Source organism: Diaphorobacter sp. ED-3, assembly GCF_027625375.1.
Classification (GTDB): domain Bacteria; phylum Pseudomonadota; class Gammaproteobacteria; order Burkholderiales; family Burkholderiaceae_C; genus Diaphorobacter; species Diaphorobacter nitroreducens.
Genome location: NZ_CP115182.1, coordinates 2,401,343 through 2,414,028, shown reverse-complemented (window position 1 = coordinate 2,414,028; position 12,686 = coordinate 2,401,343). Strand labels below are relative to the sequence as shown.

The 12,686-nt window shown below is 64.4% G+C and carries 16 protein-coding genes; 12 read left to right on the top strand and 4 right to left on the bottom strand.

Annotation, left to right across the window (positions count from 1 at the left end; translation table 11 throughout):
• Positions 1-8: 8 nt before the first annotated feature.
• Positions 9-1,226, bottom strand: a complete 1,218-nt coding sequence (locus PCQ86_RS11840) for a phospholipase D family protein (protein ID WP_238954996.1) — start codon at positions 1,224-1,226, stop codon at positions 9-11.
• Positions 1,227-1,463: 237 nt separating this feature from the next.
• On the opposite strand from PCQ86_RS11840, the gene PCQ86_RS11835 reads away from it, so the two are divergent.
• From PCQ86_RS11835 to PCQ86_RS11825, 3 genes are read left to right on the top strand one after another with little or no spacing between them, the layout of a single operon-like run.
• Positions 1,464-2,252 (top strand): PFL_4669 family integrating conjugative element protein, encoded by a 789-nt coding sequence (locus PCQ86_RS11835; protein ID WP_032963671.1) that lies wholly within the window; start codon positions 1,464-1,466, stop codon positions 2,250-2,252.
• A complete protein-coding gene (locus PCQ86_RS11830; RefSeq protein WP_034365971.1) occupies positions 2,249-2,797 on the top strand; it encodes a DUF3158 family protein in 549 nt (182 codons plus the stop codon). The genes PCQ86_RS11835 and PCQ86_RS11830 overlap by 4 nt, the downstream gene beginning before the upstream one ends.
• The gene (locus PCQ86_RS11825) at positions 2,794-3,195 is read left to right on the top strand and encodes a single-stranded DNA-binding protein (protein WP_032963659.1); all 402 of its coding nucleotides are present in this window, start codon (positions 2,794-2,796) and stop codon (positions 3,193-3,195) included. Before PCQ86_RS11830 ends, PCQ86_RS11825 begins: the two co-directional genes overlap by 4 nt.
• 99 nt (positions 3,196-3,294) lie before the next feature.
• Here the strand turns inward: PCQ86_RS11825 and PCQ86_RS11820 are convergent, their stop codons facing one another.
• From PCQ86_RS11820 to PCQ86_RS11810, 3 genes are read right to left on the bottom strand one after another with little or no spacing between them, the layout of a single operon-like run.
• On the bottom strand, positions 3,295-3,552 hold the full coding sequence (locus tag PCQ86_RS11820) for an ATP-binding domain-containing protein (RefSeq protein ID WP_270175445.1): 258 nt from the start codon (positions 3,550-3,552) through the stop codon (positions 3,295-3,297).
• Between the two features lie 25 nt (positions 3,553-3,577).
• Entirely contained in the window at positions 3,578-4,063 is a 486-nt protein-coding gene (locus PCQ86_RS11815; protein WP_270175444.1) for an IS5 family transposase, read from the bottom strand.
• 19 nt (positions 4,064-4,082) lie between these two features.
• Positions 4,083-4,454, bottom strand: coding sequence for a hypothetical protein (locus PCQ86_RS11810; protein WP_270173813.1), 372 nt, complete (start codon positions 4,452-4,454; stop codon positions 4,083-4,085).
• Here PCQ86_RS11810 and pilL2 point away from each other — a divergent pair.
• The 9 genes from pilL2 (at position 4,445) to PCQ86_RS11765 (ending at position 12,663) form a co-directional block, all read left to right on the top strand.
• Positions 4,445-5,029, top strand: a complete 585-nt coding sequence (pilL2, locus tag PCQ86_RS11805) for a PFGI-1 class ICE element type IV pilus protein PilL2 (protein ID WP_009618186.1) — start codon at positions 4,445-4,447, stop codon at positions 5,027-5,029. The genes PCQ86_RS11810 and pilL2 overlap by 10 nt on opposite strands.
• The gene (locus PCQ86_RS11800) at positions 5,026-5,673 is read left to right on the top strand and encodes a hypothetical protein (protein WP_027350514.1); all 648 of its coding nucleotides are present in this window, start codon (positions 5,026-5,028) and stop codon (positions 5,671-5,673) included. Before pilL2 ends, PCQ86_RS11800 begins: the two co-directional genes overlap by 4 nt.
• 14 nt (positions 5,674-5,687) lie before the next feature.
• Positions 5,688-6,434: a TIGR03759 family integrating conjugative element protein gene (locus tag PCQ86_RS11795; RefSeq protein ID WP_027350515.1), complete on the top strand. Its 747-nt coding sequence runs from the start codon at positions 5,688-5,690 to the stop codon at positions 6,432-6,434.
• Positions 6,419-6,997, top strand: coding sequence for a transglycosylase SLT domain-containing protein (locus PCQ86_RS11790; RefSeq protein ID WP_270173812.1), 579 nt, complete (start codon positions 6,419-6,421; stop codon positions 6,995-6,997). The genes PCQ86_RS11795 and PCQ86_RS11790 overlap by 16 nt, the downstream gene beginning before the upstream one ends.
• Positions 6,994-7,545 carry an integrating conjugative element protein gene (locus PCQ86_RS11785; RefSeq protein ID WP_134553235.1) on the top strand — a complete coding sequence of 184 codons (552 nt, stop codon included), beginning with the start codon at positions 6,994-6,996 and terminating at the stop codon, positions 7,543-7,545. Before PCQ86_RS11790 ends, PCQ86_RS11785 begins: the two co-directional genes overlap by 4 nt.
• Before the next feature lie 10 nt (positions 7,546-7,555).
• Entirely contained in the window at positions 7,556-9,715 is a 2,160-nt protein-coding gene (gene traD / locus PCQ86_RS11780) for a type IV conjugative transfer system coupling protein TraD (protein ID WP_270173811.1), read from the top strand.
• Positions 9,712-10,461 carry a TIGR03747 family integrating conjugative element membrane protein gene (locus tag PCQ86_RS11775; RefSeq protein ID WP_270173810.1) on the top strand — a complete coding sequence of 250 codons (750 nt, stop codon included), beginning with the start codon at positions 9,712-9,714 and terminating at the stop codon, positions 10,459-10,461. Before traD ends, PCQ86_RS11775 begins: the two co-directional genes overlap by 4 nt.
• A gap of 111 nt (positions 10,462-10,572) precedes the next feature.
• Positions 10,573-11,169: a DUF6088 family protein gene (locus tag PCQ86_RS11770; RefSeq protein WP_081093916.1), complete on the top strand. Its 597-nt coding sequence runs from the start codon at positions 10,573-10,575 to the stop codon at positions 11,167-11,169.
• Positions 11,170-11,337: 168 nt separating this feature from the next.
• Positions 11,338-12,663: a DNA cytosine methyltransferase gene (locus PCQ86_RS11765; RefSeq protein WP_270173809.1), complete on the top strand. Its 1,326-nt coding sequence runs from the start codon at positions 11,338-11,340 to the stop codon at positions 12,661-12,663.
• The last annotated feature ends 23 nt before the right edge of the window (positions 12,664-12,686 follow it).

Here is a 12,686-nt window from a genome sequence, read left to right as displayed (position 1 = left end):
TGATCCGGTCAGGTCGCGGCTTCGTCTTCTTCCGTTTCCCGCCAATAGGCGTAGTTGAACAGTGCATCCAGCTCCGTGAAGTCGTCCAGGCCCAACGATCGTCTGACCGTATCGGCATGCCCGCAGTACCTTGCGTAGCTTTCCGCACTGACGTTCTGCTTGGTTGGATGCAGTGGGTAGTCCCGGATACCGGCGAGCGCCAGTCCCGACACCGCGTTCTGGTTCATCACGGCGAACCGCTTGTTGTCCAGCGCGTGCAGAATCTCAGTCAGCAGGTTGATGCCTGCTCCGGTGATGGCGCCGAAATGTCGATGTAGAACGGTAAACGCTTCGGCAGGCGAGAGGTTGCGCCGGTCAAGGATGTCCGCCACTGCGGCCATGAACTGCCCTGGGTGGTTGGCGATCCGGCTCTTGCCGCGGTGCAGCCCGCCGGAATGGAACAGGCCGATCAGCGCGTCGTACTTACTCGGAAAGTCCCGCCTGACATTGCTGCTCAGGGCCGCCAGCTCTGCCAGCCTGCGCCTTGCCTGGCGCAGGTTCCCTTTGCGGCCGTTCTTCTGCGCAGTGAATCCATGCGCTGAATCGTCGCTTTTCATCAGCTCCAGGAGGTCGGCCAGGATCGTGAAGTCCGGCCCCTCGGTTCGGCTCGCCTTCTGCGCACGCTTCTTGGCCACCTTCCGGCAAGTGTCGTGGATGGTGTATTCCCGCTCGTAGGCATCAATCCGTGGCTTGGTCGCTGGCACGAGAATCCTGTCCGCGACCAGCGCATCGAGGTGTCGCGTGACAGATGCCATCAGCGCGCCGCTCGCGTCGTCGATGAGGGCCGATGCCTCGTAGTTTCCGTAGAAGCCTCCGTGGGTGAGGTTGGCCGAGCCGACGATCACCGAGCATTGCTTGCCATTCTGGAAGGCGTAGATCTTCGGGTGGAAGGTGTCGCTGGCGTTGCTGAGGTACAGGACGAGCGCGTGCTTCTCGGCGAGCGCAAAGAGCTGTCGGAGTGCTTCGGGTTCGGTCAGGTAGAAGTCCAGACCTATCGCAAACCTGGCCTTCAATCCGCTTTCCAGCGCCTTGCGCAAGGGCTTCAACAAGTCGCCGAGGGCCGAGGTCTTCGCGAAGGCCACCAGGCATTCCAGGCGTTCCGCCCGCTTCAGCAGCTTCTCGACCACGTGGCCGTGCCCGTGCTCTTCCTCGTTCAACAGCAACTGAACGGCTTTCCCATCCTGCATGTTTTCCCCTCGTTCTTCTGCGCAGCAACCCCAGGTGCGATGCGCCCCCGGTCATTGTCATGGTTCAAGCCCCGACATCAAGCATTGGTGGCTCAAGACCTATCCCCAGGGGATAGCCGGCACACACAGCCTTCCGTGCGGAACAAACCGGGCGCGCATGGGCTGCGGTTTGTTGACTGACGGCCTTCCGGCCGATGCCGATGCTGGCGACTCGCCCCTTCACCGCGAGTCGCTCCCATGGCCAACGAACGCACAGAACCCCTGCAACTGAATCTCGGATCGCTGCGCAGCGCGATGTCGCTGACGCTGCACACGCACCACGCTTCGCGCATCTGGCACGGCCGCGCGCCGACCGAGGGGCGCCCAGGCATAATCGGTCTCAACGGCTTCATCGGCGCCATGAACAAAATGAAGCGCGGCGCCGAGCAGGACGACCCGTACTCGGACTGGTGGATGTTGCGGATCGAGGACAAGCTCGCCGACACCAAGACCCGTCTGCAGACCCTGCGCGAACAGGTGGATCAGGCCTTGGCCGACGTGCCAGCGGCGCTGTCGCTGGGCGAGAACATGAACGTGCAGCCGGTGAAGCTGCCGCTGTTCGTGAACGCCCAGCTCGGCTTCATGGCGGTGTATCTGCTGGCCGACTACGACGACCTGGCACGCAAACTCATCCTGGCGCACCACACGGCGCTGATCGACCGCAGCACCTTGGAGCGCTGGCTCAATGATGGTGCGCACGCGCTGCGCAGCCTGTTCTCGCTGGCCCAGCAGTACCGCTACTCGGGCACGACGCGCGACGACTTCGCGGCGAAGAACGCGGCGGCGCGGGCGGCGTTGGAGAAATTCGGCGAGCTGCCGCTGGATGTGCTCGAAGGCACGCGCCGTTCGCGCTTTGCGCCACCGATCGCGCGGCGGACAACCAAGCCCAGCACGCCGCCTGCTGCGCCTGCCATCGTGCCCGATGCGCACGCTCCCACGGGTGGCGCAGCCGATGGTGCTGCGGGCGATGAGGGTGCTGGCGCATGACAGCATCGCCCCCTATCAGCCACTCCACGCGCTTCGTGGCGCTGGAACAGGCGGACTTCCAGCGGCTGGAACACGCAGGCTACCTAAAAGGCCTTTTACAGCCTTTTAAGGGTAAGGGGAGTCTGGAGACCTGGGCCAACCAGTGCGCAGCGCTGCGCGACGACGTGATTGGCCTGGCGCAGCGGCGCGTGCTGCCCCAGGCGCGCGCCTACCCCTTCAGCCTGCTCGACGTGCAACTGGCCCAGCAGGCCACTGGTGCAGGGACGACCTTCCTGCGCTGGCGCAACCTCGACCGTTCCTCCATGGGCGTGGCGTTGTGGGAGGCCCTGCTGGCCAACCCCGCGACGCCGGCCTCGCTGATCGACGAGCTGTACGCGATCGAACTGCAGCGCATCGTGCTGAACATGCAGATCAGCCTGACCCACAGCATCGCTCGCCAAGCCCTGGAATGCGCCAACAAGGCCGCGCAGGCCGAAGCGGCTTACCTGCGGCGCGTCCACGGGCATACCGCGTCCGTTCCACCCACCACCAAGGAGTCACCATGAGCACGCACTTCGTCGGCGAGGGCAACATCGGTTCTGCGCCGGACTACCGCGAATTTCCGAACGGCAACGACGAGCCGCGCCGGCTGCTTCGCCTGAACGTCTACTTCGACAACCCGATCCCGAAGAAGGACGGCGAGTACGAAGATCGCGGCGGCTTCTGGGCGCCCGTGGAGCTGTGGCACCGCGACGCCGAGCACTGGAAGACGCTGTACCAGAAAGGTATGCGGGTGCTGGTCGAGGGCCGCACCGTGCGCGACGAATGGGAGGACGCCGACGAGAACGAACGGGTGACCTTCAAGATCGAAGCGCGGCGCGTGGGCATTCTGCCGTATCGCATTGAGGCGGTGACGTTGGGTGCGAAGCCCTCTGCATCTGATAGTGGTGCGCCGCAATCCTGACCAGCCAAGCAGGATCCCCACGGCTGTTCCCGTTCAGCTTGATGACGAGGACGGTCGCGTCATCGGTCGCCTTGTTCGTCAGACTGGCCACCGATCCGCTCAATCGACCAGCGGCCGGGCATTCTGCGGTCGCACGATCGTCACTAGCGTCCTAGCCCGCGTCAGGCCGACCCGCAGCAGCCGGCGGCTACGTTCAAACGGCGGCTGCTCATTCCTCTCATCGAAGAAGCTCGACTTGAAAGCGCCTTCCACGAGAACGACCCCATCGAACTCCTTTCCCTTGGCCTTGTGCATATTCATCAGGATGCAGCCTTGGGGGTCGCGCTCGGCTGCCACGAGCCGCTCCTGCTCGAGGATACGTTTGACTAGGGGCTGTTGAGAATCACCGAGAGTTGATAACCCCAGCCGCGAGATAGATCATCGCTGCGAAGCTGGTATCCGTCTTGTCGCTACGCATGGCGATGCGCTTGAACTCCTTGAGCTTGCCAAAGAAGTTCTCGATCAAGTGACGCCATTTGTAGATCTCCCGGTCAATCTCCAGTGGCGCTCTCCTTCGCGGCATCTGTGAGATCACCACCTGCGCCCCGCGCTTGTCCAACTCCTGGATCAGCCAGTTCACATCGAAGGCCTTGTCGGCGAGCAAGGCTTCAAAGCGCACATCAGCGATCAGCTCTTTGACCCCTTTGGTGTCATGGCGCTGCCCTGGCATCAAGACGAACTTCACCAGATTGCCCAACGCATCCGTCAGCGCCAGGATCTTCGTGCTCATGCCTGCGCGCGAATGGCCTATGGCTTGGCCCGAAGTCCCCCTTTTGCCCCCTGGCCGTGCCGGTGCACTTTCACAATCGTGGCATCCACCATCGCATATTCCATGTCTGGCTGCTCGCTCACTGCATCGAACAGGCGTTGAAATACGTCGGCCTTGAGCCAGTCTCTAAAGCGCTTGAACACCGTGTTGCAGCGCAGGAGATACGTTGTTCTTTCCTTCGGATTGCGTGCATGAGTTCCGCAATGAAGGCGGCGAGCCGGCTGTCTTCTATATCGTGATCAACGATCGGACGCGGCGTTAGGCGGCGAGATCGCCCCGGCACGACCATTCGCCGCGGCATGATCCCGACATGCATCCTGGCAACCGCGTGGTTGCCGGCATTGCTTTCGGCAAATCGGGAGCCGACGGATTCGCTTTGTTTGCTGTGACAAAGGGCTGGCGTGGCGATGGTGATGGCTCGTTGTTTCAGGACACCGATCCATGCGCCCATCCCGCCAGCCCTTCCGTATCGCCGGACGCAGCCACCTGATCCGTTTGCCCGGCTTGCTCCTGGCCGCCATGGCCAGCGGCTGCGCGACGACGAACGCCGTGCCACCGACGCCCGCATCCGAAGCCATCGACATCGCGTCCGAAGCCGTGGCGGAGGTCGTGCCGGTGACGCGGTATGGCCGCTATACCCTGGTCGAACTCGCGCCGACGGCGGCCCAGCACGACCTGTTGCTGCAGGTGGTGGATGTGGATATCCCCGGCACGCTGGGCGCCACCGTCGGGGATGCGCTCCGGCACCTGGTCCTGCGCTCCGGCTACCGGCTGTGCGACGAGCAGTCCGCCGACCTGCTGGCCTTGCCGCTGCCGGCGGCTCACTACCGGCTCGGCCCGGTCCTGCTGCGCGATGCGCTCTTGACCCTGGCCGGCCCCGCCTGGGATCTGCAGGTCGATGACGGTGAGCGGAAGGTGTGCTTCATCCGCAGCCTCAGGGAGGCTCGTACGCCGCACGAGCCCAAGCCACCGGAAAGCAACCGTTCGCAGGAGACCCCTCCGCTGATCCGGGAGGTTTCGCCATGACCATCCGGGACTCAGCGACGGGCCAGCGCACGACGCTGCTGCGGGTCGCGGCCGCAACCTGGTTGTTGCTCGTCAGCGCTGTGGTGCTGGTGGATCACATGGCCTTGTCCGGGCTGGCGGAACAGACCCAAGCCTTCGCGCCCACCGCGCAGGTGTCCCTGCTCGAAACCCGAGTGGATGGCCTCTCGCATCGGATCGAACAACGCCACACTCAGCCCGCCGCCTTGCCGCAGGCGCGCTACGAGCAGGACACCGCGGCATTGGACCAACGGCTGGCGGCAATCGAGCAGGCGCAGGCCCATCACGCCGCCACCGATGCGCTGCACGCATTGGAAACCCGTGTCACGCGACTGGAAACCCGCCCGGTCTCGCGCCAGCCCAAGCCGCCCGCACCGCGGCCATCCCAACCCTTGGCGGCCCAACCCAAGCCTGTTGAGCCGTCATTCCGCCTGATCGGAGTGGAACTGCGTGCGGGAGAGCATTTCGTGTCGGTGATGCCTGTCGGTGGCACCGGGCTGGCCGATGTCCGCCTGCTGCACGCCGGAGAGTCGGAGGGTGGCTGGCGACTGGACGGGATCGAGCGCGACGGCGCCGTCTTCCGGCAGGGAGACGAGATCCGCCGGCTGCCCATCCCGCCCCGATAGAGAGGTCCACGCCGATGGTCCCGCGCCACTTGATCCCGCCATTGATGGCCGTGTTGCTGGCCGCCTCCGCCATGCAGGTGGCACTTGCCCAGCCCACCGGTGCAACCACCGCGGCCAGGACGGCGCCGAGCCGTGAAGCGCCTGCGGCCATCGCTCGCAGCGACGAACAGCGGGCGCAGGACTGGGGGCTGCGCACGGACGAATGGACGCGCTATCGCGAGTTGATGCAAGGGCCGCTGGGCGTCTACTCGCCCAGCCTCGACCCGCTCACGGCCCTCGGCATAGAAGCACGTTCCGACGAGGAGCGCCGCCGCTACGCGGAATTGCAGGTTCGGGCCGAAGCCCGGCGGGCCGAGAAGACGCTGGCCTACCAGCGTGCCTACGACGCCGCCTGGCAACGGATCGCGCCGGGCATGGCGAGGGTCAACCTGCCCGGTGCCAAGCCGACCGGCGCGGGCACCGCCATCGCATCAGGCACCGACCGAACCGCCATCTTCGTGAAGGACGGCTGTACCGCCTGCGACCAGGCCGTGCAGCGGCTGCAGGCGTCGGGCGTCGAGTTCGATGTCTATGTCGTCGGCAGTCGCGCCGACGACGCGCGCATCCGTGAATGGGCACGCCGGGCCCGTATCGACCCGGCGAAGGTACGCGCCCGGCACATCACCCTCAACCACGACGGTGGCCGCTGGCTGTCCCTCGGCCTGCAGGGCGAACTGCCCGCCGTCGTGCGCCAGGTCGGCGGCCAATGGCAGCGACAGTAGGCCTCGGGCGTCTCGCGCTCCTGCTGCTGGCTTGCTGGGCACTCGGCCAGGCGAAAGCCGGGGAGGTTCCGCCGCCGGCCTACCAGTTCGCGGCACAGCGTGCGGGCATTCCGGCGGCGGTGTTGTACGCGGTGGCCTTGCAGGAGAGTGGCACCCGGTACCACGGCCGCCTCGTGCCCTGGCCCTGGACGCTCAACGTGGCCGGGGCATCGCATCGGTTCGCCACCCGTACCGAGGCCTGCGCCGGTTTGCACCTGGCATTGCGCGACGTGCCGCGCACCCGCATCGACGCCGGCCTGGGCCAGATCAACCTGGGCTACCAGCGTCACCGCTACGACCACCCCTGCGAACTGCTCGATCCCTATCGGAACCTGGCGCTGGCCGCGCAGATCCTGCGCGAGCAGCACGCGCCTGGCCAGGACTGGCTGATCACGATCGGCCGCTACCACCGTCCCGCTGGTGGCGCACCCGCTGCGCGCTACCGCCAGAGTGTTGGCCGCCACCTGGCCCGCGTACTGGGCGAGCCAGCGCGGGGCTCGGATAACCGGAGAACCCTGCCATGAAGCCTCGAATCTTCCGTCCGGCTGTGCCGTGGCTGATCGGCTTGCTGCCGCTCGTGTCCGTGCCAGCCGCCTTCGCACAATCGCCGCCCTTGATCGTCGTCGAGGATCGCGGCGGTGCCTCCGCGCTGCCTTACTACCAGGCCTTGGACCTGCAACCGCGCACCGGAAACCGGCCATCACCCAGGATCGAGATGCCACGCCTGCCCGAAGGGCCTTCTGGCGAGGCGGCCATGCTGCCGGTGCGTTCGGCCCATTTGGCCCCTGGCGATGTGGCTCCCCGGGCGATCCAGGCGCCGGGGCTCACGCCGATGTTCCTGGTTGGTGATGACCAGCGCTCCCATGCCTGGCTGCGCCAGCGTGCCCCGGCGCTGCGCGAGCTCGGGGCCGTGGGGTTGGTGGTCCAGGTCGAGTCACCGCAGGCACTTGCGGCACTGCGTGCCCTGGCGCCCGGGCTGATGCTGGCGCCGGCGTCCGGGGACGAACTGGCCGGGCGCCTGGGGCTGCGCCACTACCCGGTGCTGGTAACCGCCACCGGCATCGAACAGTGAGAACTGCCCGATGGCCCAGCCGCACGCCGTCGAAGTCCTGCTGCGGCCAGCGGTGGAGCTATACACCGTTGCCGTATGCGCAGGCGCCGCGGTGGTGTGCGTGGTGGCACCGTGGTCGCTCGCGTTGAATCCGGTACTCGGCCTCGGCAGCGCGCTGGCCTTCCTGGCCTTCGGTGCGATTCGCCTGCGCGACGCCTGGGCCATCCTGCGCTACCGCCGTCATATTCGCCGTCTGCCACGCTACGTGATGACGAGCCGCGACGTGCCAGTGAGCCAGTACCGCCTGTTCGTTGGGCGTGGCTTCCGCTGGGAGCAACGACACACCCATCGGCTGACGCAGACCTACAAGCCCGAGTTCCGGCGCTACGCCGAACCGACGACGTTCTACCGCCTGGCGCGCCGCCTGGAGGAGCGGCTGGAGTTCGCACCGCCGCCGCTGCCTAGGCTGGCGCGGGCACTGGCCTGGGACAGCCCGCTCAACCCCGTCCGGCCGTTGCCGCCCGTGGGTGGCATGCCGCGCCTGCATGGCATCGAGCCGCACGAGACCGACGTCACCCTGCCGCTGGGCGAGCGTGTGGGCCACACCCTGGTGCTCGGTACCACGCGCGTGGGCAAGACGCGCCTGGCCGAACTGTTCATCACCCAGGACATCCGCCGCAAGGTCCATGGCGAGCACGAGGTGGTGATCGTCTTCGATCCCAAGGGCGATGCCGACCTGCTCAAGCGCATGTATGTCGAGGCCAGGCGCGCCGGACGCGAGGGCGAGATGTACGTGTTCCACCTGGGCTGGCCCGACATCTCGGCACGCTACAACGCCGTGGGCCGGTTCGGGCGCATCTCGGAAGTCGCCACCCGCATTGCGGGGCAGCTTTCCGGCGAAGGCAACAGCGCCGCGTTCCGCGAGTTCGCCTGGCGCTTCGTCAACATCATCGCGCGTGCCCTGGTGGAGCTGGGGCAGCGACCAGACTACCTGCTGATCCAGCGGCACGTCGTCAACATCGACGCGCTGTTCATCGAGTACGCCCAGCACTTCTTCGCCCGAACCGAGCCCAAGGCCTGGGAGGTGATCGTCCAGCTCGAAGGACGCCTCAACGACAAGACCATCCCGCGCCACATGGTCGGGCGAGAGAAGCGGGTGGTGGCACTGGAGCAGTACCTGTCGCAGACGCGAACCTACGACGCGGTGCTCGACGGCCTGCGCTCTGCGGTGCGCTACGACCGCACCTACTTCGACAAGATCGTCGCTTCGCTGTTGCCGCTGCTGGAGAAGCTCACCACCGGCAAGATCGCGCAACTGCTCGCGCCGAACTATTCCGACCTGTCCGATCCGCGCCCGATCTTCGACTGGATGCAGATCATCAGGAAGCGGGCCGTGGTCTATGTGGGGCTGGATGCGCTGTCAGACGCCGAAGTGGCGGCGGCCGTCGGCAACAGCATGTTCAGCGACCTAGTGTCGGTGGCGGGGCACATCTACAAGCACGGCATCGACGACGGCCTGCCGGGGGCATCGGCCAATGCCAAGGTCGCCATCAATGTTCATGCGGACGAGTTCAACGAACTGATGGGCGATGAGTTCATCCCGCTCATCAACAAGGGCGGCGGTGCGGGCATGCAGGTCACAGCCTATACGCAGACGCTCTCGGACATCGAGGCGCGCATCGGCAATCGCGCCAAGGCCGGCCAGGTCATCGGCAACTTCAACAACCTGTTCATGCTGCGGGTGCGCGAGACCACCACCGCCGAACTGCTGACACGGCAACTGCCGAAGGTGGAGGTCTACACCACCACGCTTGTCAGCGGCGCCACCGACAGTTCCGACATCCACGGCCCGACCGACTTCACCAGCAACGCGCAGGACCGCATCAGCACGTCGAGCGTGCCGCTCATCGAGCCCGCGCACGTGGTCGGCCTGCCCAAGGGGCAGTGCTTCGCCCTCATCGAAGGCGGCAACCTGTGGAAGATCCGCATGCCGTTGCCGGCGCCCGATCCGGACGAAGCCATGCCCCGGGACTTGCAGCAACTGGCCAGCTACATGCGCCAGCACTACGCCGAGGCGGGCGAATGGTGGGAGCGCAACAGGCTGCCCCGGCTGCACGACCACGACGCGTTGCCAGCGGATCTGGCCGAGGACGTGCAAGAAGGCACGCCGGATGAAGAGGCGCCATCGTGAAAGAGCCCGCCGCGTCCGCCGAGCGACAGCAGGCACGCCAACGCGGCCTGGTCGCCAGCGTGGTCACGCTGCCATGGCGCCTGTTCGGCGTGCTGGTCGCCTCGCTGCTGCTGTCCATCGTCATCGAATGCGTCGGCATGCACCTGTTCTGGCCAGACCAGGGCTGGCGCCACGCGCAGCGCATGCTCGACTACGAACTGAACCAGCTCTCCACCCATTTCACCCGGAGCACCATCGTGCAGGAGCCGAGACGCACCGCGCGCTGGCTGGTGGAGGGCACCTACGAGTGGGTCTTCGTGAAGACGGGCTTGCTGGACTGGACGCGCGACGCCTCGGCGCAGGCCAGCGCACCCAGCCGAGGCGCGCACCGAGACTTCCGCTATTACCTCGCCCAGGTCTATGTCTGGACCGAGCGCTATCTGATTGCCGCCGGCTTCACCGTCCTGACGTTCATCGTCCGCCTGCTGGTCTTGGTGCTCACGCTACCGCTGTTCCTGCTCGCGGCCTTCGTCGGCCTGGTCGATGGACTGGTTCGCCGCGACATCCGCAAGTTCGGCGCGGGGCGGGAATCGGGCTTCGTCTACCACCGGGCAAAGGCGGCCTTGATGCCGCTGGCGGTGTTGCCGTGGGTGACCTACCTGGCGTTGCCGGTGTCCTTGCATCCCTTGATGATTCTGCTGCCTGCAGCGTTTCTGCTTGGACTGGCGGTGAACATCGTGGCGGCGAGCTTTAAGAAGTACCTGTGACTTATCCAACGCTTCGGGCTTCTCCACCGAAGGTCGGCCAGGGCAGGGTTACTCCTGGTCCGATGTCAGAAAAAGGACTATGATTCTTTCATGACTAGATCATGAGTGCCAATGAAAACCCTTCCCGAGGAAATTCTGCTACATGCTCGATCCTTGCCAGAGGGAGGAATTGTCTCGCCCAAGGTCTTCCTTCACCTTGGAAGCCGATCTGCCATTGACCAGGCACTGTCCCGCCTAGCCAGGGAAGGCAAGCTTCTCAGGATCGGCCGAGGCTCCTATGTCGCCCCGGTCACTGGCTCTTTTGGTGAACGCCCACCGGCTGTCTCGAAGGTAATCCAGTCGCTAGCCTCCCAGAATGGCGAGTTCGTTGCTCCTCATGGAGCGATCGCTGCAAATAACCTAGGACTCTCGCGACAGGTGCCTGTTCGGGAAGCCTACGTGACATCGGGACGAACTCGTGAAATTCGGCTCGGCCGGCTAGAAATCCTAGTCAAGCATGCTCCCGGATGGGTGTTGGCATTGGGGAACCGACCGGCCGGCGATGCAATACGCGCCTTGGATTGGCTTGGTCCCGACATGGCTCGCAAGGCTTTGCCGGTCTTGCGCCGCAAACTCCCAGGCGGAGAGTGGGATGCCTTGGTAGCAGCACGAGCATGCTTTCCTTCATGGCTGGCCAGGGCAATCGGGGAGGAAGTCGGCAATGGTTAGGCTTCATGGCACCCCAGGCTGGCACATGTACGCGCTGTCCCCTCGAAGGACAGGGTGGCCGGCATGCGAGCAAAAGTCTTGCTCCGCCCCAGGGAGAAAATTCATTGGCCATCAATTATTCGTTCGCACAGCACCACGGAGTGCTGGCATACAGGAAAACATCCCAGGATGAGTGCTTATAAGTTCGTGGACCTCTTCTCTGGATGCGGCGGCCTGTCACTGGGCTTGTCCATGGCTGGGTTGCAAGGAGTGTTCGCCGTCGAGAAAGATCCGATGGCATTCGATACGTTCTCAGGAAATTTCCTTGGCGAACGGGATGTTCCCGTAAAGAAATTTACCTGGCCATCCTGGCTGGAAAAGAAAGCCTGGGGTATCGATGACCTTCTCGATAAGCACCAGCCAAACCTTGTCGAGATGCGCGGTACTGTACAAGTCCTCGCAGGGGGGCCTCCTTGCCAAGGATTTAGCTTTGCGGGGCGTAGGCGCGAGGAAGATCCACGCAACCAGTTGTTCGAGAAGTATGTATCGGTTGTCGATGCCGTACGACCGACGATACTGGTGCTGGAGAACGTGCCCGGCATGAAGGTCGCCCATCTGGGGCCTCCAAGCGAAGATGGAACCCGCGCACAATCGCAGGAATCCTTCTACCAAAAACTGAAGAAACGCTTGTCCGAAATTGGATACGTCGCCCATGGGAAGATCGTGGACGCTTCGGATTTTGGCGTTCCCCAGAAGCGCTCCCGGCTTATCGTCATCGGAATCAAGGAGGACTTGGCCGCCCAACTTGATGGAGGGGTAATTCACGCTTTCGAGGTTCTCGAATCGAAGAGGGCCGAAGTCCGCGAGCGGCATGCTCTCCCAAAGAAGAAGCTCATTACTGCCGAAGATGCCATCTCGGACCTTCTCGTCAGCCAAAATTATACGCAGCCATGCCTAGATCCATATTCGCGACCAGGTTTCGAGGAGACCGCGTACTACGGTCCGCACACCTCGTACCAGAAAGCCATGCACAAGCATTGCCGCACGGACTCCATGGATAGCATGAGACTGGCCCGGCACCGCGATGACGTGCGCGACCGGTTCCGGCTAATCATCAAGGAGTGCACCCAGGGGGTCAGGATGAACGAGGAAAGCAGGGCTCGATTCGGCCTGAAGAAACACCGCATCTACCCAATGTCGGCGAACGATCCCGCACCGACGATCACGACTTTGCCGGATGATGTCCTGCACTATTGCGAGCCAAGGATACTTACCGTACGCGAGAGCGCCCGCCTTCAGAGCTTTCCGGACTGGTTCCAGTTCCGCGGCAAGTACACGACAGGAGGGGAAATGCGTACCAAGGAGTGTCCTCGATACACCCAGGTAGGCAATGCAGTCCCACCCCTGCTGGCCGAAGCACTTGGCCTCACTGCGGCATCCATACTGGACGAACTCGATGAGATAGCACTGCGCAAAAATAGCCTACAGGAAATGCCAATCGTCACACCAGCATGATGGCAGTGACCTAGGGAATATCG